The organism is Shewanella sp. VK101, from assembly GCF_056497865.1.
The window spans coordinates 1,723,103-1,748,281 of record NZ_CM151402.1 but is presented as its reverse complement, the minus strand read 5'-3'; the positions used below and the strand labels follow the sequence as shown (position 1 = coordinate 1,748,281).

20 protein-coding genes are annotated in these 25,179 nt (G+C 54.0%); 7 read left to right on the top strand and 13 right to left on the bottom strand.

Features of this window, described 5'->3' with window-relative positions:
• Positions 1-189: 189 nt before the first annotated feature.
• The 4 genes from ACSHSR_RS07870 to sdhC are packed head-to-tail and all read right to left on the bottom strand — an operon-like array spanning position 190 to position 3,413.
• A complete protein-coding gene (locus ACSHSR_RS07870; protein ID WP_025011014.1) occupies positions 190-897 on the bottom strand; it encodes a succinate dehydrogenase iron-sulfur subunit in 708 nt (235 codons plus the stop codon).
• Between the two features lie 12 nt (positions 898-909).
• Positions 910-2,676 (bottom strand): succinate dehydrogenase flavoprotein subunit, encoded by a 1,767-nt coding sequence (gene sdhA, locus ACSHSR_RS07865; protein ID WP_208142874.1) that lies wholly within the window; start codon positions 2,674-2,676, stop codon positions 910-912.
• Positions 2,677-3,024, bottom strand: coding sequence for a succinate dehydrogenase, hydrophobic membrane anchor protein (gene sdhD / locus ACSHSR_RS07860; protein WP_025011016.1), 348 nt, complete (start codon positions 3,022-3,024; stop codon positions 2,677-2,679).
• Positions 3,018-3,413, bottom strand: coding sequence for a succinate dehydrogenase cytochrome b556 subunit (gene sdhC, locus ACSHSR_RS07855; RefSeq protein ID WP_025011017.1), 396 nt, complete (start codon positions 3,411-3,413; stop codon positions 3,018-3,020). The genes sdhD and sdhC overlap by 7 nt, the downstream gene beginning before the upstream one ends.
• Before the next feature lie 412 nt (positions 3,414-3,825).
• Here sdhC and ACSHSR_RS07850 point away from each other — a divergent pair, with 412 nt between their 5' ends.
• The 5 genes from ACSHSR_RS07850 (at position 3,826) to ACSHSR_RS07830 (ending at position 14,089) form a co-directional block, all read left to right on the top strand.
• Positions 3,826-5,112, top strand: a complete 1,287-nt coding sequence (locus ACSHSR_RS07850) for a citrate synthase (RefSeq protein WP_025011018.1) — start codon at positions 3,826-3,828, stop codon at positions 5,110-5,112.
• A 601-nt stretch (positions 5,113-5,713) separates the two neighbouring features.
• Positions 5,714-6,769, top strand: a complete 1,056-nt coding sequence (locus tag ACSHSR_RS07845) for an efflux RND transporter periplasmic adaptor subunit (RefSeq protein WP_479631393.1) — start codon at positions 5,714-5,716, stop codon at positions 6,767-6,769.
• Positions 6,770-6,790: 21 nt separating this feature from the next.
• A complete protein-coding gene (locus ACSHSR_RS07840; RefSeq protein WP_479631392.1) occupies positions 6,791-10,039 on the top strand; it encodes an efflux RND transporter permease subunit in 3,249 nt (1,082 codons plus the stop codon).
• Positions 10,036-13,107, top strand: a complete 3,072-nt coding sequence (locus tag ACSHSR_RS07835; protein ID WP_479631391.1) for an efflux RND transporter permease subunit — start codon at positions 10,036-10,038, stop codon at positions 13,105-13,107. The genes ACSHSR_RS07840 and ACSHSR_RS07835 overlap by 4 nt, the downstream gene beginning before the upstream one ends.
• Before the next feature lie 112 nt (positions 13,108-13,219).
• On the top strand, positions 13,220-14,089 hold the full coding sequence (locus ACSHSR_RS07830) for an MBL fold metallo-hydrolase (RefSeq protein ID WP_479631390.1): 870 nt from the start codon (positions 13,220-13,222) through the stop codon (positions 14,087-14,089).
• A 40-nt stretch (positions 14,090-14,129) separates the two neighbouring features.
• Here the strand turns inward: ACSHSR_RS07830 and ACSHSR_RS07825 are convergent, their stop codons facing one another.
• The 6 genes from ACSHSR_RS07825 to ACSHSR_RS07800 form a co-directional block, all read right to left on the bottom strand.
• Complete coding sequence (locus ACSHSR_RS07825) at positions 14,130-14,855, bottom strand: BUD32 family EKC/KEOPS complex subunit (protein ID WP_208134674.1); 726 nt, start codon at positions 14,853-14,855, stop codon at positions 14,130-14,132.
• Between the two features lie 284 nt (positions 14,856-15,139).
• Complete coding sequence (locus ACSHSR_RS07820) at positions 15,140-15,319, bottom strand: Trm112 family protein (RefSeq protein WP_025011023.1); 180 nt, start codon at positions 15,317-15,319, stop codon at positions 15,140-15,142.
• On the bottom strand, positions 15,309-16,337 hold the full coding sequence (gene lpxK, locus ACSHSR_RS07815; RefSeq protein ID WP_045282658.1) for a tetraacyldisaccharide 4'-kinase: 1,029 nt from the start codon (positions 16,335-16,337) through the stop codon (positions 15,309-15,311). Before lpxK ends, ACSHSR_RS07820 begins: the two co-directional genes overlap by 11 nt.
• Positions 16,338-18,137 carry a lipid A export permease/ATP-binding protein MsbA gene (gene msbA, locus ACSHSR_RS07810; RefSeq protein WP_109247388.1) on the bottom strand — a complete coding sequence of 600 codons (1,800 nt, stop codon included), beginning with the start codon at positions 18,135-18,137 and terminating at the stop codon, positions 16,338-16,340. It abuts the gene before it with no gap.
• Positions 18,138-18,170: 33 nt separating this feature from the next.
• Positions 18,171-18,338: a hypothetical protein gene (locus tag ACSHSR_RS07805; RefSeq protein WP_479631389.1), complete on the bottom strand. Its 168-nt coding sequence runs from the start codon at positions 18,336-18,338 to the stop codon at positions 18,171-18,173.
• The gene (locus ACSHSR_RS07800) at positions 18,335-20,521 is read right to left on the bottom strand and encodes a DNA internalization-related competence protein ComEC/Rec2 (RefSeq protein ID WP_479631513.1); all 2,187 of its coding nucleotides are present in this window, start codon (positions 20,519-20,521) and stop codon (positions 18,335-18,337) included. The genes ACSHSR_RS07805 and ACSHSR_RS07800 overlap by 4 nt, the downstream gene beginning before the upstream one ends.
• 77 nt (positions 20,522-20,598) lie before the next feature.
• Here ACSHSR_RS07800 and ACSHSR_RS07795 point away from each other — a divergent pair, with 77 nt between their 5' ends.
• Positions 20,599-21,105: a DUF2062 domain-containing protein gene (locus ACSHSR_RS07795; protein WP_025011025.1), complete on the top strand. Its 507-nt coding sequence runs from the start codon at positions 20,599-20,601 to the stop codon at positions 21,103-21,105.
• Between the two features lie 155 nt (positions 21,106-21,260).
• On the opposite strand, the gene lolE is transcribed toward ACSHSR_RS07795, so the two are convergent.
• Genes lolE through ACSHSR_RS07780 form a run of 3 tightly spaced genes read right to left on the bottom strand, consistent with a single transcriptional unit; the run spans position 21,261 to position 24,458 of the window.
• Positions 21,261-22,520 (bottom strand): lipoprotein-releasing ABC transporter permease subunit LolE, encoded by a 1,260-nt coding sequence (lolE, locus tag ACSHSR_RS07790; protein ID WP_208134676.1) that lies wholly within the window; start codon positions 22,518-22,520, stop codon positions 21,261-21,263.
• Entirely contained in the window at positions 22,517-23,233 is a 717-nt protein-coding gene (gene lolD, locus ACSHSR_RS07785; RefSeq protein WP_044734777.1) for a lipoprotein-releasing ABC transporter ATP-binding protein LolD, read from the bottom strand. Before lolD ends, lolE begins: the two co-directional genes overlap by 4 nt.
• Entirely contained in the window at positions 23,226-24,458 is a 1,233-nt protein-coding gene (locus ACSHSR_RS07780; RefSeq protein WP_025888725.1) for a lipoprotein-releasing ABC transporter permease subunit, read from the bottom strand. Before ACSHSR_RS07780 ends, lolD begins: the two co-directional genes overlap by 8 nt.
• Before the next feature lie 96 nt (positions 24,459-24,554).
• Between ACSHSR_RS07780 and ACSHSR_RS07775 the strand changes: the two genes are divergently transcribed.
• A complete protein-coding gene (locus ACSHSR_RS07775; RefSeq protein ID WP_236574391.1) occupies positions 24,555-25,151 on the top strand; it encodes a hypothetical protein in 597 nt (198 codons plus the stop codon).
• The last annotated feature ends 28 nt before the right edge of the window (positions 25,152-25,179 follow it).

Here is a 25,179-nt window from a genome sequence, read left to right as displayed (position 1 = left end):
ATCCTTTCAAACTTGATACACGTGCTTAGCCATATTTTCCCTGCCTTGGCAGGGTCTCAGCCGCCCCTGGGACATCCGGATGTTACGGCCTTTTGTAGTCCTTTACACACAAAAGAGCCACTTCCTGCCCAGAGAAAGTGACTCCCTACGAGCCTATGTAGTTATTGGATTAAGCTCGTCGTCTTGCATTTATACAGCCCGCTTCAGCAACATGGACTTGATGTGTCCGATGGCCTTGGTTGGGTTCAAGCCTTTCGGACAAACATCCACACAGTTCATGATGCCGTGGCAACGGAAGACGCTGTATGCATCATCCAGCTCGCTCAGACGCTCTTCGGTCGCAGTATCACGGCTGTCTATCAGGAAGCGATAGGCATGCAGCAGACCACTGGGGCCAACAAATTTGTCCGGGTTCCACCAGAATGATGGGCAAGCCGTAGAACAACAGGCACACATGATACATTCATACAGGCCATCCAGGTGAGCACGCTCCTCCGGTGACTGCAGATGTTCACGGGCCGGCTTCTTCTCATCATTGATGAGGTACGGCTTGATCTTCTCGTATTGCTTGTAAAACTGACTCAGGTCAACCACCAGGTCACGCACCACAGGCATACCGGGCAGAGGACGGATTTCAATCTTCTTGCCTTTGAAGGTAGACACAGGCGTGATACAGGCCAGACCGTTTTTGCCATTCATGTTCATGCCGTCGGAGCCACAAACCCCTTCACGACAAGAGCGGCGGAAAGATAGGCTTGGATCCTGCTCTTTAAGCTTGAGCAAGGCATCCAGCACCATCATATCTGAACCTTCAGCCACTTCCAGGCTGTAATCCTGCATGTAGGGCTTGGTATCTACATCAGGATTGTAGCGATAAACTGCAATATCCAATTTCATCTTCGCAACTCCTTAGTAGGTACGCTTCTTAGGCGGGAAGGCTTCACGTGTCTTGGGCGCCATGTTCACTTCACGGGTGGACATGGTTTCGTTGACAGGGTCAAACAGGCTGTGGCACAGCCAGTTGGTGTCATCACGCTCAGGGAAGTCTTCACGGCTGTGAGCACCACGGCTCTCGGTACGGAAGTTGGCTGCGTAAGCAGAAGCGATTGCTGTCGCCATCAGGTTATCCAGTTCCAGACACTCGATACGCTGAGTGTTGAACTCTTTGGAATTGTCAGACAGCTTGGCATTGGCCAGACGCTCACGAATTTTCTGCAATTCTTTCAGGCCTTCGGCCATGGCATCACCGCTACGGAATACCGAGAAGTTCAGCTGCATGCACATCTGCAGATCTTTACGGATAACCGCTGGGTCTTCACCGTCTTTATTGCTTTCCCAACGATTCAGGCGCTCGAGAGACTTCTGTATGTCGGCTTCAGTCGCAGCCTTGGGATCTGCGGTTTCATCCAGCGCTTTACCCAGATGCTGACCGGCCGCACGACCGAACACCACCAAGTCGAGCAGTGAGTTACCACCCAGACGGTTGGCACCGTGAACCGATACGCAGGCGATTTCGCCCACGGCGAACAGGCCCTTGATATCTTCTTCAGTACCATCGGCGTTCTTGTGGATCACCTGACCGGATACCTTGGTTGGCAGACCACCCATCATATAGTGACAGGTCGGGATAACCGGAATTGGGCCATCGGCGGGATCTATGTGAGCAAAGGTACGGGACAGTTCGCATACGCCAGGCAGACGCGCTTCCAGGGTTTCTTTGCCCAGATGGTCCAGTTTCAGCTTCAGGTGTGGGCCCATAGGACCTTCACAACCGCGGCCTTCACGAATTTCTGTCATCATGGAGCGGGCAACCACGTCGCGGGATGCCAGGTCTTTGGCGTTGGGCGCATAGCGCTCCATGAAGCGTTCGCCGTCCTTATTGAGCAGGTAACCGCCCTCACCACGACAACCTTCAGTCACCAGAACACCGGCACCGGCAATCCCGGTTGGGTGGAACTGCCACATTTCCATGTCCTGCAGCTGAACCCCGGCACGGGCAGCCATACCAACGCCATCACCTGTGTTGATGTGAGCATTGGTGGTAGAGGCAAAGATACGACCGGCACCGCCGGTAGCCAATACAGTGGCCTTGGCTTTGAAGTAAACGATTTCACCGGTTTCAATTTCGATTGCAGTACAACCTACGATGGCACCGTCTTCGTTTTTAACCAGATCCAGGGCATACCACTCGGAAAATACCTGAGTCTTGTTCTTAACGTTCTGCTGGTACAAGCAGTGCAACAGAGCGTGGCCGGTACGGTCAGCTGCAGCCGCGGTACGGGCCGCCTGCTCACCACCGAAATTCTTGGATTGACCGCCGAAAGGACGCTGATAAATAGTGCCGTTTTCAAAGCGTGAGAATGGTAGACCCATCTGCTCCAGCTCGATAACCGCTTCGGGGCCGGTCTGACACATGTACTCGATGGCATCCTGGTCGCCGATGAAGTCGGACCCTTTTACCGTGTCGTACATATGGTGTTCCCAGTTGTCCTCGTGGGCATTACCCAGAGCAACAGTGATCCCGCCCTGAGCCGAAACCGTGTGAGAACGTGTAGGAAAAACCTTGGACAGGAGCGCACAGCTCTTGCCTTCTTGGGAAATCTGCAGTGCTGCGCGCATGCCGGCACCACCGGCACCAATCACGACAGCGTCAAACTCGCGTACTGGAATAGCCACTTAAACACCCCACACTATTACTATGCCTGACGCCAGATAAGCAAAGGCGGTCACGACAAAGACAAACTGTAAAACCCCACGCAGTGCTACGTTTTTGACGTAGTCTGTCAGTACCTGCCAGATACCGATCCAGGCGTGGATCAGCAGCGCAATCAGCGCCAACAGAGTAAAGACCTTCATCGGCAGTGAAGCAAACAGCCCATGCCAGACGTCGTAGGTGAGAGGTGAACTGCAAGCTGCGAATCCGACCAGGAATATAGTGTAAACGGCCAGAATGACGGCGCTTGCGCGTAATAGGATGAAGTCATGAACACCACTGCGTCCAAAACTCGCTGCATTGGTTACCATACCCAGATCCCCGCTAATACAGAAAACACTGCGGTCAGGACAAATACTGCCTTGGCCGATGCTTTACCCGAAGGTAACTCTTCCCAACGACCGGTATCCATTACCAGGTGACGCAAGCCGCCCAGCAAGTGGTAAGCCAGTGCGGTCAGAATGCCCCACAGGATAAACTTCACCACGAAGTTGTCTAACAGAGATTGTACGCCTTGGAAACTCTCGGCCGACGCCAGCGAGGCATTCAGCAACCACAGGAGTATACCAACAGCGAACAGCATGATGACACCGGAAACCCGGTGCAGAATGGACACAATTGCAGTCGCCGGGAAGCGAATGGTCTGCAGATCTAAATGGACAGGTCTTTGCTTTTTCACGTTCTGCTCACTCAGCTCCATTGAGCATTTTTTTTGTTATGTGAACCGATTTTGCTCTTACACAGTTCCGTGACTGAAGTCACAGAGAAGGGTTTCACAAAAGAAAGTTGAAACAAAAAGCTAACTTGTTGACAACACACAAAATTAGTTAATTAGTGATATGCTAACCAAGCCCGCCGTTTGCAGCTCTTGCGAGCCGGAGCAAGTATACTCGCCGTAAATGTCAAATACAAACATCACATTATCCAAATTTTGTTTTTTTGAGCTTTTTTCAGGATAAGTGCTGGTGTTATCAGGGAAATTGGTCTTACCTATACCATGGTCTAACGAATTTAAACGCTTATTTAAATTGAAATGTGATCTAGATTGGCTGTAAAGTAATGGCCGTTTGACATGCCGCACTCACATAAGAATGAAGTAAGGAGAACGGGGTATGGCTGATTTAAAAGCCAAATTGGAATTACCAGGGAACGACTCGATTGAACTGCCAGTGAAACAAGGAACTGCTGGTTTCGACGTAATCGACATCAGTAAACTCGGCAGTAAAGGCTACTTTACCTTTGATCCAGGATTTCTCGCGACGGCCTCCTGTGAATCTGCAATTACCTATATCGATGGCGCACAGGGCGTATTGTTGCACCGTGGCTATCCGATAGATCAACTGGCGACAGAATCCGACTATCTGGATCTCTGTTACCTGCTGTTGTACGGCGAGCTGCCAACCAAGGCAGAATATGAGAAGTTTGCCTACACAGTTAAAACTCACACTATGGTGCATGAGCAGTTGGCCTTCTTCTTCAGAGGCTTCCGTCGTGACGCTCACCCAATGGCCATGCTTTGTGGCGTAACAGGCGCCCTGTCTTCTTTCTATCAGGACTCTCTGGATGTCAACGATGCCCGTCATCGTGAAATTGCAGCCTTCCGCCTGGTTTCCAAGATGCCAACCATTGCCGCCATGTGCTACAAGTACTCCATAGGTCAGCCGTTCGTGTACCCACGCAACGATCTGAGCTATGCCGGTAACTTCCTGTCGATGATGTTCGCGGTACCTTGTGAAGAGTACAAGGTGAACCCGATTGTTGAACGTGCCATGGATCGCATCTTTATCCTGCACGCCGACCATGAACAGAACGCTTCAACCTCTACCGTGCGTCTGGCGGGCTCTTCGGGTGCCAACCCGTTTGCCTGTATCGCTGCCGGTATCGCTTCTCTGTGGGGACCTGCCCACGGTGGTGCCAACGAAGCTTGTCTGCGTATGCTGGAAGAAATCGGCACTGTGGATCGCATCCCTGAGTTTATCGAACGCGCCAAAGACAAGGATGATCCTTTCCGTCTGATGGGCTTCGGTCACAGGGTTTACAAGAACTTTGACCCACGCGCCAAAGTGATGCGTGAAACCTGTCACGAAGTGCTGGCTGAACTCAAGGTTAACGACCCTCTGCTGGATGTCGCCATGGAACTTGAGCGTATCGCGCTGGAAGATGAATACTTCATCTCCAAGAAGCTCTATCCAAACGTCGACTTCTACTCAGGTATCATCATGAAGGCGATTGGTATTCCAACCTCCATGTTTACCGTTATCTTTGCCCTGGCCCGCACCGTTGGCTGGATTGCTCACTGGAAAGAGATGCTGGATCAACCTGGTCACAAGATCAGCCGTCCACGCCAGCTCTACACAGGTGCCACATCCCGCGACTTCGTGGAACTGGACAAACGCTGAGCCTGACAACGCTAAGTCTAACTCATTGAAAAAAGGCGCCTTGGGCGCCTTTTTTGTGTTCAAGCATGTCGCGTGATCAAGGGGAAACCAGCCAGGCTTCACTTTCGACAGCCAGCTGCTAACTTTGTTCTGCAAATTGGCCCTCGCCTAACCCACTATCTCTTAAGCTCACTTGCTGTTGTCTCACCTCTCAAAAGCCGGTTCACCCGCTAAAGCCGCATCCTGTACAACTCTTACCGCCACTAACTCTTAATGCCGCCAACCCTAATGTCACCAACCCTTAGTGCCCACTTCATGTTACCAAGCCTCAATAGCGCCGCCTTTAGCGAATGAGTGATTCCCTCGCTTGCCGTGAACTGTATTACACCATCAGCTCTGCGCAGTGCGGTCACTTCCCTGGTCTCAGCTCAGCCGCTTGCGCAGACGCTATACTGAGCAGCATTGGTAAAAATCATCACAAAATAAACTTTTTTGCTACATCGGCATCAAACACCTCAATGAGGTAGACACCAAAATATCATTAACCTTTGTTTTAAAAGGAAATTTAAAATTGGCATTGGTTTTGCTTTATCGCAACAAAGATCAAGATAAGGACTTTCACATGAAGCGTAACCTCACCTACACCCTGAGCACTGTTTTGCTGCTTGGGTCTTTGGCCAGCGGCTGCAGCGAACAGCAGCAGGAAGAAGAACAACAAGCCTTTGCCATTCCGGTCGAGACCAGCATAGTCACTCAAGGCCAGGTTTCCTCCTTCTACGCCACCACAGCCACACTGGAAGCGCCACAAGAAGCCCATGTGGTCAGCCGTATTGCCGGGCTGATAGAAGCTCTGCAAGTCGAGGAAGGTGACAGAGTCAACAAGGGGCAGTTGTTGGCGGTGATAGACTCCCGTCGCCAACGTTATGAGCTGGATAAGGCCGAAGCCGAAGTGCAAATCATCGAGCAGGAGCTCAATCGGCTGAAGAAAATGAATAACCGTGAGTTTGTCAGTGCCGATGCCATGGCCAAACTGGAATTCAACCTGCAAGCCGCCAAGGCGCGTCGGGACTTGGCCAAACTGCAGGTGGAAGAAAGCCAAATCCGCTCTCCCATAGATGGTGTCGTCGCCAAACGTTTTGTCAAACAGGGCAATATGGCCAAGGAGTTTGAAGAGCTGTTCTACCTGGTCAATCAGGATGAGCTCTACGGCATAGTCAATCTGCCGGAGCAGCAACTGAGCAGTTTGCGCATAGGTCAGGAAGCCGAAGTTATCAGTTCCCGCCAGCAGCAAGTGGCGGCCAAGGTGCTCAGAATAAGCCCTGTGGTGGAAGCCACCAGCGGTACTTTCAAGGTAACCCTTTCGATCCCCAATCAGGATGCCAGTCTCAAGGCCGGGATGTTTACCCGGGTGGAACTCAGATACGACACCCACGACAATGTGATAGTGGTGCCCTATAACGCCGTCATCAATCAAGATGATCGCAAGGCGATCTATGTGATCGAAGAGGGCAAGGCGCAGCGCCGCGAGGTCAAACTGGGTTACCGCCAGGATGATAAAGTGGAAATCATTGAGGGCATAAGTCCTGGTGAACAGGTGGTGGTTCGCGGTCAACACAATCTCAAGGATCAATCATTGGTGGAAGTGATAGCTCCGCTGGATCTGGCCAAGGCCAACTAACTGTCACAAGGACCACCTCTTATGTCTATTATTACCACTTCGGTCAAGCGTCCGGTGACCGTCTGGATGTTTATGCTGGCCGTTATCCTGTTCGGCATGGTGGGTTTCTCCCGTCTGGCGGTAAAGCTGTTGCCTGACTTGAGCTACCCCACACTCACCATACGCACCCTATACGAGGGAGCTGCACCCGTGGAGGTAGAGCAGCTTATCTCCAAACCTATCGAGGAAGCAGTCGGTATTGTTAAAGGTTTGAGGCAGATAAGTTCGATTTCCCGCTCCGGTATGTCCGATGTGGTGCTCGAATTTGAATGGGGCACAGAGATGGATATGGCCAGTCTCGATGTGCGGGAAAAGCTCGACACCATAGAGCTGCCACTGGATGTGAAAAAGCCTTTGTTGCTGCGCTTTAATCCCAATCTCGATCCCATCATGCGCCTGGCACTGCCGGCCCCCAAGGCCACAGAAGCCGAGCTCAAGCGCCTGCGGACTTATGCCGAAGAGGAGCTTAAGCGGGATCTCGAGTCGCTTTCCGGAGTCGCTGCCGTGCGCCTTTCCGGCGGACTGGAGCAGGAAGTGCATATTCTGCTCAATCAAGAGAAACTGGCACAGCTGGATCTCAGCAGCGAAGCCATTCGCAACCGTATCAGTGAAGAAAACGTCAACCTTTCTGCCGGTAAGGTGATCCAGGGCGACCGCGAATATCTGGTGCGCACCGTTAACCAGTTTCACTCCCTCGATGAGCTGGCCAATGTGATTGTCTATCAAAAGGGCAATACCCTGGTACGTCTTGGCGAAATAGCAGAGGTCACAGATGCCTTTAAAGAGCGCAGCGATATTACTCGCATCGGCGGCAAGGAGTCCATTGAGCTCGCCATCTATAAGGAGGGCGATGCCAATACGGTAGCCGTAGCCAGTAAGCTTAAGAGCCAGTTGCAACAGATGCGCTCCGAGGCCAAAGACAGCGCCACGCCAGTGCCCGAGATAATTTACGATCAGTCGGAGTTTATCGAAAGCGCCGTCAGCGAAGTGACTTCATCAGCCCTTATCGGCAGTCTGCTCGCGATGCTGGTGATCTACCTGTTCCTTCGAGACATCATCCCTACCCTGATCATCTCCATCTCTATCCCCTTCTCTGTGATAGCCACCTTTAACATGATGTATTTTGCCGATATCAGTCTTAACATCATGTCGCTCGGCGGTATCGCGCTGGCGGTGGGGCTGTTGGTGGATAACGCCATCGTGGTGCTGGAAAACATCGACAGGTGCAAGGCCCAGGGGATGGATCGCCGTCAGGCCGCCATCACAGGAACCAAAGAGGTGGCCGGGGCGATTTTTGCCTCCACCCTGACCACGCTGGCGGTATTTGTACCCTTGGTATTTGTCGACGGCATTGCCGGAGCCCTGTTTGCCGATCAGGCCCTGACCGTTACTTTCGCCCTGCTGGCCTCTTTGCTGGTTGCCCTCACCTCGATTCCTATGTTGGCTTCCCGCGAAGGCTTCACAATGTTGCCGGAACTGGTCAAGCGTGACAAACCGCAGCCTCCGGCGGGTAAGCTTGGCAAGCTCAAGCATTACAGCGCCACTGTGTTTACCTTCCCTTTCCTGTTGCTGCTCAGCTATCTGCCAAGATTGCTGCTGACGCTGGTATTAATCGTCACCCGGCTGCTGGTGTGGCTGGTATCCCTGGTGATGAAGCCGCTGTCCAGACTGTTTAACCTTTGCTACGGCTGGCTGGCCGATGGCTATCGGCCGCTGCTGAAGCTGGCGCTCAAGTTCCGTGGCATCACTCTGGCGCTGGCCATTGCGGTCACCGCCATCTCTGGCGTCTTGATGAGCCGCCTGGGAATGGAGCTGATCCCACCGATGAATCAAGGCGAATTCTATGTGGAAATCCTGCTGCCTCCCGGCAGTGAGGTGAGCCAAACCGATGCCGTATTGCAGCGTCTGGCGCTGGCTATCAAAGGCAGAGAGGAAGTGAAACACGCATACAGCCAGGCCGGCAGCGGTGGTCTCATGACCTCGGATACCCGGCGCGGCGGTGAAAACTGGGGGCGTCTGCAGGTGGTGCTGGCCGATCACCGCGCGTTTGACCAAGTTGCCGCCAAACTGCGCAGCACTTTGCGCACTATTCCCGAGCTGGAAGCGCAGATCCAATATCCCGAGCTGTTCAGCTTCAAGACTCCGCTGGAGATAGAGTTGTCCGGCTATGAATTGGAACAGTTGAAAACCTCGGCCGCTTCACTGGTTAAGGCGCTGGAGGGCGATCCCCGCTTTGTCGATGTCAGCAGCAGCCTGCGTGACGGTCAGCCGGAGCTGAGTATCCGTTTTGATCACGCCAGAATGGCCGCCCTTGGCCTGGATGCACCAACCGTGGCTACCAGCATAGCCCAGCGGGTTGGCGGTACCGTAGCCAGCAAATACACTCTCAGGGAGCGCAAGATAGATATTTTAGTGCGCAGCGAGTTGGATGAACGCAATCAGATAAGCGATATCGATGCCATGCTGATCAACCCATCCAGCCCGCAGCCCATCCCCTTGAGCGCCGTGGCCGATGTCTCGTTGACTCTGGGACCTTCGGCAATCAATCGCATCAGCCAGCAGCGGGTAGCCATAGTGTCGGCCAATCTGGCCTATGGCGATCTTAATCAGGCGGTGGCCAGTGCCAAACGCATTCTCAGCCAACTGACACTACCCGCCTCAGTGCAAAGCCGATTCGGCGGTCAGAATGAAGAGATGGAGCATTCGTTCCAATCGCTGAAGATAGCGCTGATCTTGGCGGTATTCCTGGTTTATCTGGTGATGGCCAGTCAGTTTGAGTCATTGCTGCACCCCTTGCTTATCCTGATGGCTGTACCCATGGCACTGAGCGGCAGTATCTACGGCCTGGCGATAACAGGCACCCAGTTGTCTGTCATCGTCTTTATCGGCCTTATCATGCTCGCCGGGATAGTGGTCAATAACGCCATAGTATTGGTAGACAGGATCAATCAGCTCAGGCAAAGCGGCAAACAACGTCTCGACGCCATCAAGCAAGCGGCAGCATCGCGTTTAAGACCCATACTGATGACCACACTGACCACTAATCTGGGGCTGCTGCCCATGGCAATAGGCTTGGGGGACGGCAGTGAAGTGCGTGCCCCCATGGCGATCACTGTCATTTTCGGCCTCAGCCTGTCGACTCTGCTGACTCTGGTGGTTATTCCTGTGCTCTATGCCCTGTTCGACCGCAAACAGTACGCCGAGCCGACCACCATGGGAGAAGGCGCATGAATCTGACCAAACTGGCGCTCAAGCGCCCGGTGACCACCAGCATGTTCTTTGTGGCCATTCTGCTCTTTGGTCTGGCCGCCAGCCGCTTGCTGCCGCTGGAGATGTTCCCCGGGATAGAGATACCGCGGATCTTCATCCAGGTGCCTTACAAAGGCTCCTCTCCGGCGGAAGTGGAACGCGACATCACCAATGTCCTGGAAGAGTCACTCGCCACCATGGGTGGACTCGATGAGCTGCGCTCACGTTCCAGCCAGGATGGCAGCGAGATAGAAGTGAGAATGAAGTGGGGTGAAAATGTCGCCGCCCGCAGCCTGGAAGCGCGGGAAAAGGTGGATGCGGTGCGCCATCTGTTGCCAACCGATGTGGAGCGGGTGTTTATCATGCAGTTCTCCACCGCCGACATGCCTATGCTGAATATCAGGATCTCCAGTGAGCGGGAACTCTCCGGCGCCTTCGACCTGCTGGAAAAACAGCTCAAACGGCCACTGGAGCGGGTGGAAGGCGTCTCCAAGGTCACCCTCTATGGCGTGGAGCAAAAACAGATAGAGATACGTCTCGATGCCCAGCGCCTGGCTGCCAGTGGCATGAGTGTTCCCGCCATTCACAAGCGTCTGGCGGCAGAAAACTTTGTGATAAGCGGCGGCAACCTGAGGGACAATGGCCGGGTCTATCAGGTATCTCCCAAGGGCGAGTTCCGTAATCTCGAAGAGATCAAGGCGCTGGTATTGCTGCCAGGTTTGACCCTGGGCGATATCAGCAAAGTCAATTTCGCCCTGCCTGAAGCCACCGAGGGCCGCCATCTTGATAAGAAATATGCCGTCGGTCTGGATGTGTTCAAGGAATCCGGCGCCAATCTGGTGGAGGTTTCGGCCAGGGTGCTAAAGGTGATTGAGGCCGCCAGAGAGGACAAGCAATTTCAGGGGATCAAGCTGTTTATCATGGAAGATCAGGCCCATGGAGTGAAATCGTCGCTCAAGGACTTGTTGATGTCCGGCCTGCTGGGCGCCCTGCTCTCCTTTGCCGTGCTGTACCTGTTCCTGCGCAACCTGCGCATGACCCTGGTGGTGGTTTCCTCCGTGCCCATCTCCATCTGTATGACATTGGCCGGCATGTACTTTCTCGGCTACAGCCTCAATATCCTCTCTATGATGGGGCTGCTGCTGGCAATAGGTATGCTGATTGATAATGCCGTGGTGGTCACAGAGAGTGTGTTGCAGGAGCAGCAACATGGCGCTGTCGATAACAATACAGATAACAGCCCCAACAACACTGGCGATCGGGCAATCCTCAACGGGGTCGACAAGGTGGCGCTGGCGGTGCTGGCCGGCACCCTGACCACGGCGATAGTGTTCCTGCCGAATATTTTCGGGGTCAAAGTGGAGCTGACCATCTTCCTCGAACATGTTGCCATCGCCATCTGTATTTCGCTGGCAGCCTCGCTGTTGGTGGCCAAGACACTGATCCCCTTGATGCTGTCAAAACTGCAACTCAGGTTTGAGCGGGTCGAGAAAGAGTCGCGGCTGCAGAAGTCTTACCACACCAGTCTCAACTGGATATTGCGGCACCCGAAAATCGCTACTTGCCTGGCACTGCTGATGTTACTGTCAACCGCCCTGCCGCTGTCGTTGGTGAAGCAGGACAGTCAGGACAGCCAAAGCAAGGAGCGCTTCTACATCAACTACCAGTTGGAAGGACGTCACAGCCTGGCGGTCACCGAGGCCATGGTCAGCCAGATGGAAGACTACCTCTATGCCCATAAGGAAGCGTTCCACATAGATGCCGTCTACAGCTATTACTCTCCAGAGGATGCCTCTTCCACCATACTGCTGAAGCCGGATCTGGAGGAAGATGTCGCCGAGCTGAAAAAGCGGATCCGCGCAGGATTTCCCAAGTTCTCCATTGCCAAGCCTCAGTTTGGCTGGGGCAGCGATGAGTCCGGTGTCAGAGTCACACTGACCGGGCGCTCCACCTCAGAGCTTATTCGCCTCAGTGAACAGGTGCTCCCTTTGCTGTCCAACATCGAGGGCCTGCATGATGTGCGCTCTGAGCTCAACGGTGCCCAGCAGGAGGTGATAGTACAGATAGACAGAGAGCTGGCCGCCCGCCTGGGGCTGAGCATCAAGGATATTGCCGGCAGTATCTCCCTGGCACTGCGGGGCGCGGCACTGCGTTCATTTCGCCACGATCCCAGTGGTGAGCTCAGAATCGAACTGGCCTTTGAACGTGACTGGCGTCAGTCGCTGGAGCGGCTAAAACAATTGCCCATAGTGCGGCAGGACAACAAGGTCTATTCGCTCGAGAGTCTGGCCAAGGTGGAAATTGTCCCCAGATTCGATGTCATTCGTCACTATGATCGCCAGACGGCACTTTCCATAGGCGCTAACCTTGAAGATCTCAGTATGGAAGAGGCGCAGAAACAGATCATGGCGGCGCTCAAGCATGTCAACTTCCCCCATGGTTATGACTACTCACTCAGAGGCGGCTTTCAACGTCAGGACGAGGAAGAGTCAGTCATGCTGATCAACATGGTGTTGGCGATTGCCATGATCTATATAGTGATGGCGGCTTTGTTTGAGTCGCTGCTGCTGCCGAGCGCCATCATTACCAGCATACTCTTCTCCATCACAGGGGTATTCTGGGCCCTGTGGCTGAGTGGCACGCCTATGTCCGTGATGGCCATGATAGGCATACTGATCCTGATGGGGATAGTGGTCAACAACGGCATAGTGCTGGTGGATCAAATCAATCAGATGACGCCACCACTGGAGCAGTTATCCGAGGTCATAGCCTCTGTCTGTGTCACCCGCTTGCGGCCGGTATTGATGACGGTTGGGACCACAGTTCTGGGCCTGCTTCCTCTGGCGCTGGGAGACACTCAGATAGGCGGCGGTGGCCCGCCATACTCACCTATGGCGATTGCCATCATAGGCGGCTTGAGTTTCTCCACCCTGACCAGTCTCTATTTGGTGCCCCTGTGTTACCAGGCCTTCTTCCGCCTGCGTCATAATGCGGCCATCAGGCTCGGGCAATCGCTCAAACTCAGTCAGCGCCTGCTGCCCTGGACCTGAGCCGAAAACACCGCTGAACAGATAAAAAAGCTGCCATTGCAGCTTTTTTATTGCCCGGACATCAATAGCGAACTAGCTTTATCCCAGCACTCGACTATTTGTTGGAGTTCCCATGCCAGGTTTGCTTAAACGCTTTACATCACTCGTGCTGTTTACACTTGTCAGCTTGGCCGCTGCAGCGGAAAACAATTCCTATGCCGAGGTCAAGATAACCACTCATGAACTGCTGCCAGGTCGCTATATGTTGACCGGCACAGGCGGCAACATAGGTGTCAGCGCCGGGGAGGATGGACTGCTCATCATAGATGACCAGTTTGCGCCGCTGGCAGAGAAGATTTCTGCGGCATTACAGGGTCTCAAGCCGGGCCATCCGGCTTTTGTCATCAATACCCATTTTCACGGCGATCATACCGGGGGCAATCTGTACTTTGGCCAAAACGCCAACATTCTTGCCCACGAGAATGTGCTCAAACGGTTAAATGAGAAGGCAACCCAAAAGAAGGCTCTGCCGGTTATCACCTATGACAAGGGACTGAAAATTCACTTCAACAACCAGGTGTTGGAACTTATTCATCTGGGCCCGGGGCATACGGATGGTGACACCCTGGTGCTGTGGCAGGATCGCAAACTGGTGCATATGGGCGATCTCTTCTTTAAAGACAGGTTTCCTTTTATCGATCTCGACCACGGCGGCTCAGTCATCGGCTACAGAGACAATGTCGCGGCCGTGCTTGAACTCATAGATCAGGATACCTTGGTTATTCCAGGTCATGGTGAACTGGCCAACAAGGCCGATCTCCTGAGGTTCAAACATATGCTGGATGACTGCATCAATTGGATGAAAGAGGGCAAGCAGCGCGGTATGACTCTCGAGCAGATGCAGGCCACGGAACTACCCCAAGCATGGCGGGAATGGGGCTGGCAGTTCATCCCCAAGGAGCGCTGGGTTAAAACCCTGTATCACGGATTAACCGAGGAATGACGGCCCTCTCACTTGTAGGCGTTTATTGACTCGGCAAGGTTCAGGCGGGGATATTGCGAAAATGCCACAACACCCAATAAATGGGCTTGAGATCACGGCCGCCTATATCGCGAAACGGCCTCAGCAACAGATATAACCACTGCCAACTGACCAGGAAACTTCTGGTCTCATGCCAGATAGCTTCACCACCGGCTTGGCGATAACTGGTTATCGCTTGGGCAATCGCCTCGTTGGCCGGCCCCATGTAGCGGTATAAGCTGTGAATGTACACCAGCAGATCCCTTATCTGCTGCATCAGCATGTCTTTACCCTTTTGATTGGCTTCAAAGTCGATAAAGGTCACCTGTCCCTGTTGCCAACTGATATCCCTGAGTGCCGGACGGCCGTGGGCCAAGCCCATACTGTGCAAACCCGCCAAAGCAGCGGCGCTGTCATTGAGGATCTGCTGCATGCCTTGCTGATCCTGCGATTTGAGTGCCAACCAGTCTTTGACTGTCACACCGGCATCTTCCACGACAAAGTAGCCCTTATCGGACTGAACAATGCGCGGCACAGGTGCAGAGCGGCTGGCCAGATGTTCCAGGGTCTGTTTCTCTTTTTCCAGCGCCAGTTGAGGATTGGGTTTCAACACCCGCATGGCCCCCTGAAGAGTCTCCGCCTGTTTGAGCCAGTATTTTTTACCCTCATATTCAAACGAGCAAATACGCTCCCCGGGATGAGCTTCCAGCACCCGCAGAACATATTGATTGAATTTAGGTTGCTCCATGGACAGGACTCCCTTCCGAGAATTGGTGGTGGTTCACAGAAAATTCTTATTAGTATCTTAGGGAATGGCGATTAAAGCAAATTCACTTAGGCTAAAACCCTGCTATTTAACGCATTTTCAGAGACTAATACCACAGAGGCTTAATGATAAAAACAATTGATGAATGAAATTAACAATTTCCAAACACAACAACTAATACAAAAGAGGGAGACGATGCCAGGGAGGGAAGTAGAAATGTAGACCCCAATCCGCTATTGCGGATTGGGGGTATCGGACAGGGGCTGTTATTGCTTTTCCTGCCAAGGCTCGGCCTTGTCAGCCAGCAGCACAGGGATCCCATCATTGATAGGATAAGCCAGCCTATCTGCCTTACAGATAAGTTGCTGTGCCTGCTTGTCATACTCCAGTCTGCCTTTACATATGGGGCAGGCTACGATTTCCAATAGTTTCTTATCAAACGCCATCAGACTGTCCTTTTTGGTTTGCCTTTTGTTTGCTTGCCATTGCCTCTCGCACCCGAGTCAGCAATTGGGCATCGAATTGGGGTGATAGCTTGGCATTGACGGCCAAATACCACCAGTGTTGTTTTGCAAATTCGCGACACTTGATCGCATCTTTTTCTGTCATCAGCAGCGGCAGTTCATCACCAAGCGGCGTCAAGGCCTCCAGACTGTAGGCCTGATGATCGGCAAAGACCTCTTGAGCTTCGAGCTTGAACCCCATCTGAGAGAGAGTTTCAAAAAAACGTTCCGGATTACCGATACCAGCCATGGCTTTTACCGCCATAGGCGCTGTGGGGGCCTGAGTCTGGTTTTCCCCTGCGACACTCAGTACTGCACCGGGAATGAGCTGCATACCAAACTCTCTGACAGTATCGCTGGCTTCACCGTTGTGAATAACGAAATCGGCACTCTCCAAGCGCCATTCACCCTCTCTCAAGGGACCTGCTGGCAATAACATGCCATTACCCAAGCGGCGGCTGGCATCGAGCACCACCACTTCAATATCCCGCGCCAGTCGATAATGCTGCAAACCATCATCGCTGATAATAATATCCACCTCAGCGGACGCCAGCAGCAACTCGGCGGTGGCTATACGATCTACTCCCACAGCCATAGGCACTTGAGTGCGGGCCACTATCATCGCCGGCTCATCACCAAAATCCGTTGGATTGGCGCCTTGGGGCACAAGTCTCGGCTCGGTTTGACCACTGCCATAACCACGGCTTATTACCCCGGGGTGGTAACCATAGTGCCTGAGCAACTCAATCAGATAGATAACGGTAGGCGTCTTGCCACTGCCGCCGACGGTAATGTTGCCGACAATGATCACGGGTACGGGCAAAGCTTGCGAGGCCTTGAGTCCAAGTTTAAACCCCAGGCGTCTCAGGCCACTGAGCAAGGCAAACAACCAGGAAAGCGGCCAAAGCAACCACCTTGCCCAATGCTTCTGATACCAGATACGGTTAAGCAGAGCTTCCACTTAACCTCCGAATTGCATCTGGTACAACTTGGCGTACGTCCCATCCTTTTCCAGCAAGCTCTGATGCGTGCCGCGCTCGAGGATCTTGCCCTGATCGACCACCAAAATCTGATCGGCACTTTCAATGGTCGACAGCCTGTGGGCAATAACTATCGAGGTACGATTGCGGCGCAGGTTATCCAGCCCCTTTTGAATCGCCTTCTCTGATTCGGTATCCAGTGCCGAGGTCGCTTCATCGAGGATCAACACAGGGGCATCCCTGAGGATGGCTCTGGCAATGGCGATCCGCTGGCGTTGACCACCGGACAACATCACGCCGTTTTCACCTATCTCGGTATCCAGTCCTTGGGGCAAGGTTTCGATAAACTCCATCGCATAGGCCAATTTGGCGGCGTTTTCTATCTGTTCGCGGGTCGCCTCGCCTGGATAGGCATAGGCGATATTATTGGCTATGGTGTCGTTGAAAAGAGTGACCTGCTGCGACACCAACGCGACCTGGCTACGCAGACACTTGAGTGAATAGTCGTAAATACTGACATCGTCCAGGGTAATCTCCCCCTGTTTCAGTCCAGCGTAAAAACGGGTCACCAGACTGGCGATGGTCGACTTACCCGAGCCTGAGCGACCCACCAGCGCCAGAGTCTGCCCCTGACGCACTTCAAAGTTGATATTCTCAAGCGCCAGACGCTCCTGCCCCGGATAACCAAAGCTGACGTTATCGAAACGCAGATTACCCTCAACCCGCTCGACTGTGTGAGTGCCGCTATCGGACTCCCCCGGAGTATCCAGCAACTCAAACACTGTGGTACAGGCAGCAATACCGCGTTGAAACTCGGCGTTAACCCGGGTGAGGTTCTTGATGGGCTGCAGCATGGCGAGCATGGCACCGAGGATAGTGGCAAAGGTACCCGCGGTCAGTTCATCCTTCAGGCTGTCAAAGCTCGCAGCATAGAGTACAAAGGCCAATGCAAAGGAACCTATGATCATAATAAGCGGTTGGCTGATGGCCTGGGCCGCTGCCAACTTCATGTTCTGATAGCGGTTTTGATCGTTAACTTTGGCAAAACGCTCGGCCTCAGTCTTCTGACCGCCGAAAGACAACACGTTCTTGTGGCCCTTGATCATCTGCTCGGTCACTGCAGTCACTGATCCCATGGCGCCCTGGATCTGCCGCGATACCTTACGGAAGCGGCGACTGACAACGGCAATCACCACCCCGATGAAAGGACCAATGATCAGAATGCAAAGCGACAGCTTCCAGGAGTAATAGAACATCAACCCCAGCATGCCGATGACAGTGACGCTGTCTCTCACCAAGGTGATCAGCGCGCTGCCGGAGGCTCTGGCAATTTGCTCTGTGTCGAAGGTTACTTTGGAGATCAAGGAACCCGTGTTTTCCTTGTCCATATAGCTGACAGGCAGCGACAGTATGTGTTCAAACACCTGCTGACGCATGTCCTGAATAAGCTTGGCACTGATATAAGAGATGCCATAGGTAGAGACAAAGTTGGCCAATCCCCTAAGACTGAACAGCCCCACTACTACGAAGGGGGCCATGGTCAACACATCCGAGCTGGCATTAAACCCTTTGGAGGTGCCCAGCTCCACGCCGGCAACGACCGAATTATTGGCAAACCCTTCATCAATAAAAGGTTTCACAAAAGCGATAAAAGTAGCGTCCACAACCCCATAGGTGATCAACGCCAGAATCGAGATGATAAATACCCCTTTGAGAGGCTTGAGGTAGGACAGCAAACGTCTGAAAACCGTCCAGACTTCACGTTGTTGAGATGTGCTCATCAGCGAAACTATATTTATGACAAAGTCGCCATTCTACTCTGGATTCCCTGCCATACCAAACCCAAACAAGCGGTTATACCAAAATGGCGCCATATCCTCGCGGTAACTGTGCACTGTATAACCTTGGCTATCAAAGTGGATACTCACCTGCCCCAGCTCGCCGGAAATCAAGGCTTGGGCTCCAAAGGCGTGATATCTCAAACGTATCTCCTCTTTGGGAAATCCCCAACGATTGCCATATCCGGCAGCAAACAACACCCATTTCGGCGCCACAGCACCGATAAACTCCGGGTGAGATGAAGTGCGGCTGCCATGATGTGGCGCCAGTAAAATATCGCTCTCAAGTGAGCCTTTTTGTGCAATAAGGCAACCTCGGCGGCCAGCTCTATGTCCCCCGGCAACAGTACCCTATGATGTCCATCGAAGAGTTGCAGCACGCAGGAACCGTTGTTGCCTGGCTTTGGCTGCTCGGGGCCGAGAAAGTTCAGCTCTATCCCTTGCCACTCGAACATCCCCGGACGGCAGCCCCTGTGCCAACGCTTTGGATGACTGCTCTTGAGCTCAGAAACATCGGTTATCAAACCTGCCTTGTCAAAGGCCTGCATCAGCACTTGGGCGCCGCCTGCATGGTCATTATCGCCATGGCTGACAATAAGGAAATCGAGCTTGGTCACGCCTTTGGCGCCAAGGAAAGGCACTATCACCCGCTCTGCGTAACTGAAACGCTCGCCAAAAGCCGCACCTGTATCATAGAGCAATGCATTAGGCCCCTTTTGTACCACCACAGCCAGCCCCTGGCCTACATCCAACATATGCATTTGCCAGCCCTTGGGTTTGAGCAGGCCAAGCCATAGCCCGAGCTGCAGTACAAAGGGCAATATCAGCAGCATGGCCACTCCCCGCCCCTTGGGCAGTAAACGCCAACAAAACCATGCCGGGAATAGCAACAGCGCCGCGGCGCTGAGAGCCTGCGGCAACATGAGCCAGCCGCCGGGAAGCTGACTATTGAACTGCCATAATTTTTGCACCGGCCAGAGACTGAGAGATGCCAATTGCCAAGGCATGAGTGCCACTGCATCCATGCCGAGAGCGGAAAAAATCAACCACAGCAGCAGTGCCAACAGCGTCAGAGGGATCACCAGTAAACTGAACCAAGGTACCAGCAGCAAGTTGAGCCACAGGCTGTGAACTGTCACGGCGCCAAAGAGTACCGCCTGCAGTAACGACAGCCCCAGACATAGACGCCACTGTATCGCCCAAAATGCCAAGGCCCAGCGCTTGAGCTTGGCGGGCCAGAGGGTCAGTACTTGCTGCTGCTCCAGAGCGTTAGGATTATGAACTTGATGATTAAGGCTCAGCAAAATTAACGCCAGTGCCGAGAATGACAACCAAAAGCCGCCGCTGAGGCTGGCCAAGGGGTCAATCAAGAGCACACAGGCCAGCGCCCACAGCAGCCGATCCCAGGCCGAGGCATAGCGCATCATTAATGAAGAGAGCACCAGCAAAAACAGCATCAGCAAGGCTCTTTGGGTGGCAATGGCAAAACCTGCCAGGTAGGCATAAAAGAGTGCCATCAGCAACGCCGCCAAAGAAGCCAACACCAAATTGCGCCGTCCATAGACGGATGCCCAACGCTTGAGCGCTCCAAAACTCAGCAGATAACACCAGAAGGCGACCACCGAAAGATGCAGACCGGAAATCGCCACCAGGTGGGCATTGCCGGATTGACGCAGCTCTTGCCAGCGCGCCTTGGAAAAGAGTGACCGCTCACCCAAGGTCAGCGCCAGCAGCAGATCGCCGCCGTCGATTTCGGCCAATACGGGAGTTAATTCCGTGACCAAACGTGCCCTGAGCCCAGTTGATGGCAACAGCCGCTCACCTGATATCACCTGGCCTCTGGCGGCTATCCGCTCGCCGAGCAGATAGCGCTGACGATTGAAGCCGCCCTGATTGAGCACGGCGGCGAAGGTTCTGGGTTTGACTTCAAACTGCCACACCTCACCCAATTGCGGTGACGGCAATGCATCCCCCTGCCAGCTCAAACGCCACATGGAGGCCAGGGGTGCCAACAGGGTTGAAGAATTATCATCAATTGGCCGAATATCCATACGGATCCAGTCGCCGTTTGCAGAAACTAGTGATATGATTTCGCCCCGCAGTGTCTGAGTAACAGACGTTTCAGAGCTGGATGATGAGTCAGTAAGGCTTTTAATATCAATAACTAACTGACAGTAAACACTGACCCACAGCACGCCGCCCAAAGCACCATAGAGCAAAGCACTTCCCTTGGGAACCCAGCTCCCGCTCAAGACTCTGAGGCACAAGACCAGCAGCACTGCAATAATTGGCAATGAGAATAAGGGCGGTATCCAAGGCCAAAGCATGGCCGAGAGTACAGCGATGCAAAAGCCCGATAAGCATTGATTCATCATTGAGTAATTTAAGACAGCAATCCAAGCCTATGCCAAAAAAGATCATTCAGAGATTCATGCCCGATCCGGAGAAACTGAGGAATCATAAACACCTCAAGATCTTCGGCAGCCTGCTGAACAAACCCAACCTCTGGGCACTGAATCGCCGCTCTGCCCCCGGCGCCTTCGCCATAGGCCTGTTTGTTGCCTGGATGCCGATGCCGTTCCAAATGGTGCTGGCCGCCGCGCTGGCAATCTACTTCCACGTCAATCTGCCGGTGTCGGTCGCCTTGGTTTGGATTACCAACCCTGTGACCATGCCGCCCATGTTTTATCTGGCCTATTTGATAGGCGCCAAGCTGCTCAATCACCCGCCGCAGCAGTTTACCTTCGAAGCCAGTTGGGCCTGGATAGAATCTTCCATCAGTACCATAGGCCCACCTTTCCTGCTCGGTTGTTTGGTATTGGGTGTGGTCAGTGCCCTGACGGGATATTTTGTGATCAAGAGTGCCTGGCAGTACTCCATCTATCTGCAGTGGCAAAAACGACGTAAGTAATTGCTGCTGGCAGTAACGTAACTGGAGCGGCACAATTCAGGATTGAATGGTTTTAGCGCTGACCAAACTTGACAACCCAAAGCATATTCAGCCAACAAATAGCAAGAACCCGGCCATGGCCGGGTTCTTGCTATTTAAGATCTGCTTGTCGCTTATCAGCGCCCGGCCAGGGCGGTTGCCGGGGCGATTCGACTGGCCCTGTACGCCGGATACAAGGTAGCCAGCAGACTCATCAGCAGCGCCATAGCCACCACGACCAGTACGTCCGCCAACTCGAGCCTGGATGGCAAGAAATCGATAAAATAGATATCCCCCGAGAGCAACTTATGCCCGGTCAACTGCTCAATCCCTTTGGCGATGGCCGAGAGATTCTTGGCCAGCAGTCCCCCTAGTAGAGCTCCTATGGCGCAGCCGAGCACACCATTGAGCGCGCCCTGGACAATAAATACCAGCATCACGGCGCCGCGCTTAAGTCCCATGGTCATCAAGATGGCGATTTCCGAAGCCTTGTCACGCACCGCCATTACCAGGGTGGAGACTATGTTGAAACAGGCCACACCTATTACCAATGCCAGCACCAGATACATGACAGTGCGCACCAGCTGAATGTCCTGGTAGAGGTGGCCCTGGGTGCGGGTCCAGTCGTTGAGATACAAAGTCTGGCTCTGGGCATAACCCAGCTCGCGAATCAGCCGCGGCGCTTCAAATACCCGCTCAACCTTGATTCTCACCCCGGTCACCTCGTCTCCAAGCCCAAGCAGGCGCTGGGCATAGGCCATGGGCACATAAGCCGTGGTGTATTCAAGCTCGCCGCCGAGACGAAAACTGCCGCTTATCAACAGTGAATGACTGCGGGCCTGCGCCAGTTGACCACTGCCCTTGCCATGGGGTGATGGCAGATAGAGGGTCAGGCGGTCACCCACCTTAAGTCCCAGTTTGTCCAGCATCCCCTGGCCCAGCACGATATGATTGCTGTCGCCCGCAAGGCTCTGCCAGCTTTCCTGTGTCAGATACTGATTCAGGGTCGAAACCCGCGCTTCGGCCTCGGGGTTAACCCCCACCACAGACAAGCCGACAAAACCGCCCGGCTTTTGCACCAACCCCTGCATGCGTACCAGCGGAGCGGCGGCGCTGATGCCGTCGATTTGCTCGGCGTCCGACACTATCTGACGCCAGTCATGAATAGGTTCACGAACCTGGCTCAACTCCCCCTGGGGCACAACCCCGAGCAGGCGCTGCTCCAGCTCGCGCTCAAAGCCGTTCATCGCCGACAGCACCAGAATAAGCACGGCAACCCCGAGGGCGATACCTGCGGTGGAGGCAAAAGAGATAAAACTGATAAAGCTGCTGCTCTGGCGGGCACGGTAAAAGCGCCAGCCGATGACCAGGGGCAGCAAGGCGGGATGCGCCGTCATTGGCCCGCCTCCGGCGCCGACAAACGACCATCGACCATCTGCAGCTGCCTATCCATCCTGGCCGCCAGTTGATGATCATGGGTTACCACCACAAAAGCCGTGCCCAGTTGCGAGGCCAGCTCGCGGATAAGCTCATAGACAGCCTCGCCGCTGTGGGCATCCAGGTTACCCGTAGGTTCATCGGCAAGTACCACTTTGGGGCTGTTGATCAAGGCCCTGGCAATGGCCACCCGCTGGCGCTCACCACCGGAAAGCTCCGCCGGGGTATGATCCAATCTATGTCCCAGCCCCACTCTTTCGAGCAAGGCCCTGGCCTGCGCTCGCACTTCCGCCTTGGGTCGACCGGCAATCAGCCCCGGCATGGCCACGTTTTCCAGGGCATTGAATTCGGGTAACAGATGATGGAACTGGTAGATAAAGCCCATCGCCTGATTGCGCAGCTGTGCCTGGCGGGAAGCCGAGGCCTTGTATAAATCCTCGCCTTCGAGCAACACCTGACCGGCAGAGGGCTTATCCAAGGTGCCAAGAATATGCAATAAGGTACTCTTGCCCGAGCCCGAACTGCCGACAATCGCCAACTGCTCCCCCGGATACACCTTGAGGTCGACCTGCTCCAGCACCTTGGTGCTGAGCTTACCTTCCTGATAACTCTTGCTGACGGCTTTGGCTTCAAGGAGCGCGGCTTGTTGCATGGTATTGATTCTCTTATTCATATCTAAGTGCAGTCGCAGGTTCTACCCGGGCGGCCCGAATAGCCGGGTACAAGGTGGCGGCCAGGGTCATCAGCAGAGTGCCGATGGCGATAAGCACCAGTTGCTGCGGTTCCAGCTGCACGGGTAACCTCTGCCCGGCGCCCAATACGGCGATCCCCAGAGTCGACAGCAGCGGATTGATGTTGAGGGTGGCCACTATGCCAACCCCTAGGCCCAGCGCCAGGCCTATCAGGGCATTGAGAGAGCCCTGGGAGATAAAAATGGTCATGATATCCAACCTGCCCAGCCCTTGGGTCTTGAGCACGGCGACATCGGCAGTTTTATCCACCACCATCATCACCAGCGCCGAGACGATATTGAAGGCTGCCACTGCGACAATCAGGCTTAACATCAAAGACATCATGTTCTTTTCCATCTTCACCGCGGCGAAGAGATGGCCATAACTGTCACGCCAGTCGCTGACGCTCACCTCGACTCCCTTATCTTCGAACAAATGTTCAACCTTGGGCGCCAGCGCCGGGGCGCTGAAGGGGTCACTCAGAAACAGCCTGAGATCCTGAATTTGCTTTGGCGACTGACGCATCAAGCGGCGGGCATCTTCATAGTGCAGAAAAGCCACCCCGGCATCGACCTGAGAACCCATCTCAAAAATACCTGCCACTTCAAAAATTCGCTGGCTGGGAACAGGCCCGAGCGGCGAGTACACCACACCATCACCGCTGAGCAGGCGCAGCTTGTCTCCGGTGGCAACATTGAGCCGCCGTGCCAGTTCTGAGCCCAACAACACCCGGTAGCTGCCGCTGCTGAGCGAATCGAAGGCATCCAGATAGGCGTGTTTGGCTACAACCGAGAGATTTTTTTCGGCCTCGGGGTAGATGCCATAGAGCTGCACCGCACTGATATTATCGGCCGACTGGGCCATCGCCTGGGTGGTCGCCGAAGGCGCCAGCCCAAGCACGCCGGGCAATTGTTGCAAATCGCCTTTAAAGCTTTGCCAGTCATCAAAAGAGTGGTCTGTATGTACTGTCAGTTGTGGAATGGCCCCCAGGATACGGGTCTTGAGTTGGCCTTCCAGGCCGTTCATCACAGAGCTGACAATAATCAATGCTGCCACCCCGAGAAAAATCCCGCTGACGGCGAAGAAGGTAATAAAGGAAGCAAAAGCGTTGGCCTTGCGGGCACGCCAGTAACGATAACCTATGTAAAATGAGAGTCCCGGATTCATGAGAGGGATAGCATGTCCTGTGCGCTGCGCTTGCTAAATCAATGAAGTGGGCACGATAATAGGTGGATTGACCGGGTAAATACAAGAGGCGGGACCTTGTTTCCTGAATCCAATCCATACTTCAGCGTGCCCCACGCCTTCGATGTCTATCTCAGCCTCTGGCCCAAGGACGCTCCCTTGCCGACCGAGAGCCAACTGCTGGCGATGCAATCCACCGGCTTGAAACTGATGAGCGAGGTCAAGGCGCTGGAAGCCGGCTGTTTATTGCAGCTGAGGCAACTCGGCGATGAGGGCCGGGCGATTGTCGACTACCTCAAACTCCAGTCCCGTAAGATAGATCTGGTGTTACAGCACGTATTGGAGCAGGAGAGCCGCGAAGGCCAACACTGCCCCGGGGTGCAATTTGGCGGCAGCGGCGTGCGGGTGCAGTTACCCCAGGCACTGGACGCCGGTACATTTTGCAAGCTGACCCTGTTTATTCGCGATGAAATCCTGTCCTTGCAGTGCATCGCCTCGGTGCGGGAATGCCGCGCCGACCCAGGCCATGAAGGCCAGTTTCTGGCCGATCTCGACTATCGGGTGATCCAGGATGCCGATATCGAACTCTTGGTCAAGGCCAGTCTCAGCGTGCAACAAAAGCAGCTCAAGCGGCGTAAGGCCAGTCAGGATCCCAACTGGCACGAGCCATCCTAAATCTCTACAATGGTGCGCAATCCATTCA

Coding starts and splice junctions, on each gene's coding strand:
- ACSHSR_RS07870 (WP_025011014.1), bottom strand. CDS start 897: ATGAAATTGGATATTGCAGTTTATCGCTACAATCCTGATGTAGATACC.
- sdhD (WP_025011016.1), bottom strand. CDS start 3,024: ATGGTAACCAATGCAGCGAGTTTTGGACGCAGTGGTGTTCATGACTTC.
- sdhC (WP_025011017.1), bottom strand. CDS start 3,413: ATGGAGCTGAGTGAGCAGAACGTGAAAAAGCAAAGACCTGTCCATTTA.
- ACSHSR_RS07850 (WP_025011018.1), top strand. CDS start 3,826: ATGGCTGATTTAAAAGCCAAATTGGAATTACCAGGGAACGACTCGATT.
- ACSHSR_RS07845 (WP_479631393.1), top strand. CDS start 5,714: ATGAAGCGTAACCTCACCTACACCCTGAGCACTGTTTTGCTGCTTGGG.
- ACSHSR_RS07840 (WP_479631392.1), top strand. CDS start 6,791: ATGTCTATTATTACCACTTCGGTCAAGCGTCCGGTGACCGTCTGGATG.
- ACSHSR_RS07835 (WP_479631391.1), top strand. CDS start 10,036: ATGAATCTGACCAAACTGGCGCTCAAGCGCCCGGTGACCACCAGCATG.
- ACSHSR_RS07830 (WP_479631390.1), top strand. CDS start 13,220: ATGCCAGGTTTGCTTAAACGCTTTACATCACTCGTGCTGTTTACACTT.
- ACSHSR_RS07825 (WP_208134674.1), bottom strand. CDS start 14,855: ATGGAGCAACCTAAATTCAATCAATATGTTCTGCGGGTGCTGGAAGCT.
- ACSHSR_RS07820 (WP_025011023.1), bottom strand. CDS start 15,319: ATGGCGTTTGATAAGAAACTATTGGAAATCGTAGCCTGCCCCATATGT.
- msbA (WP_109247388.1), bottom strand. CDS start 18,137: ATGAGCACATCTCAACAACGTGAAGTCTGGACGGTTTTCAGACGTTTG.
- ACSHSR_RS07800 (WP_479631513.1), bottom strand. CDS start 20,521: ATGCTTTGGCCTTGGATACCGCCCTTATTCTCATTGCCAATTATTGCA.
- ACSHSR_RS07795 (WP_025011025.1), top strand. CDS start 20,599: ATGCCAAAAAAGATCATTCAGAGATTCATGCCCGATCCGGAGAAACTG.
- lolE (WP_208134676.1), bottom strand. CDS start 22,520: ATGACGGCGCATCCCGCCTTGCTGCCCCTGGTCATCGGCTGGCGCTTT.
- lolD (WP_044734777.1), bottom strand. CDS start 23,233: ATGAATAAGAGAATCAATACCATGCAACAAGCCGCGCTCCTTGAAGCC.
- ACSHSR_RS07780 (WP_025888725.1), bottom strand. CDS start 24,458: ATGAATCCGGGACTCTCATTTTACATAGGTTATCGTTACTGGCGTGCC.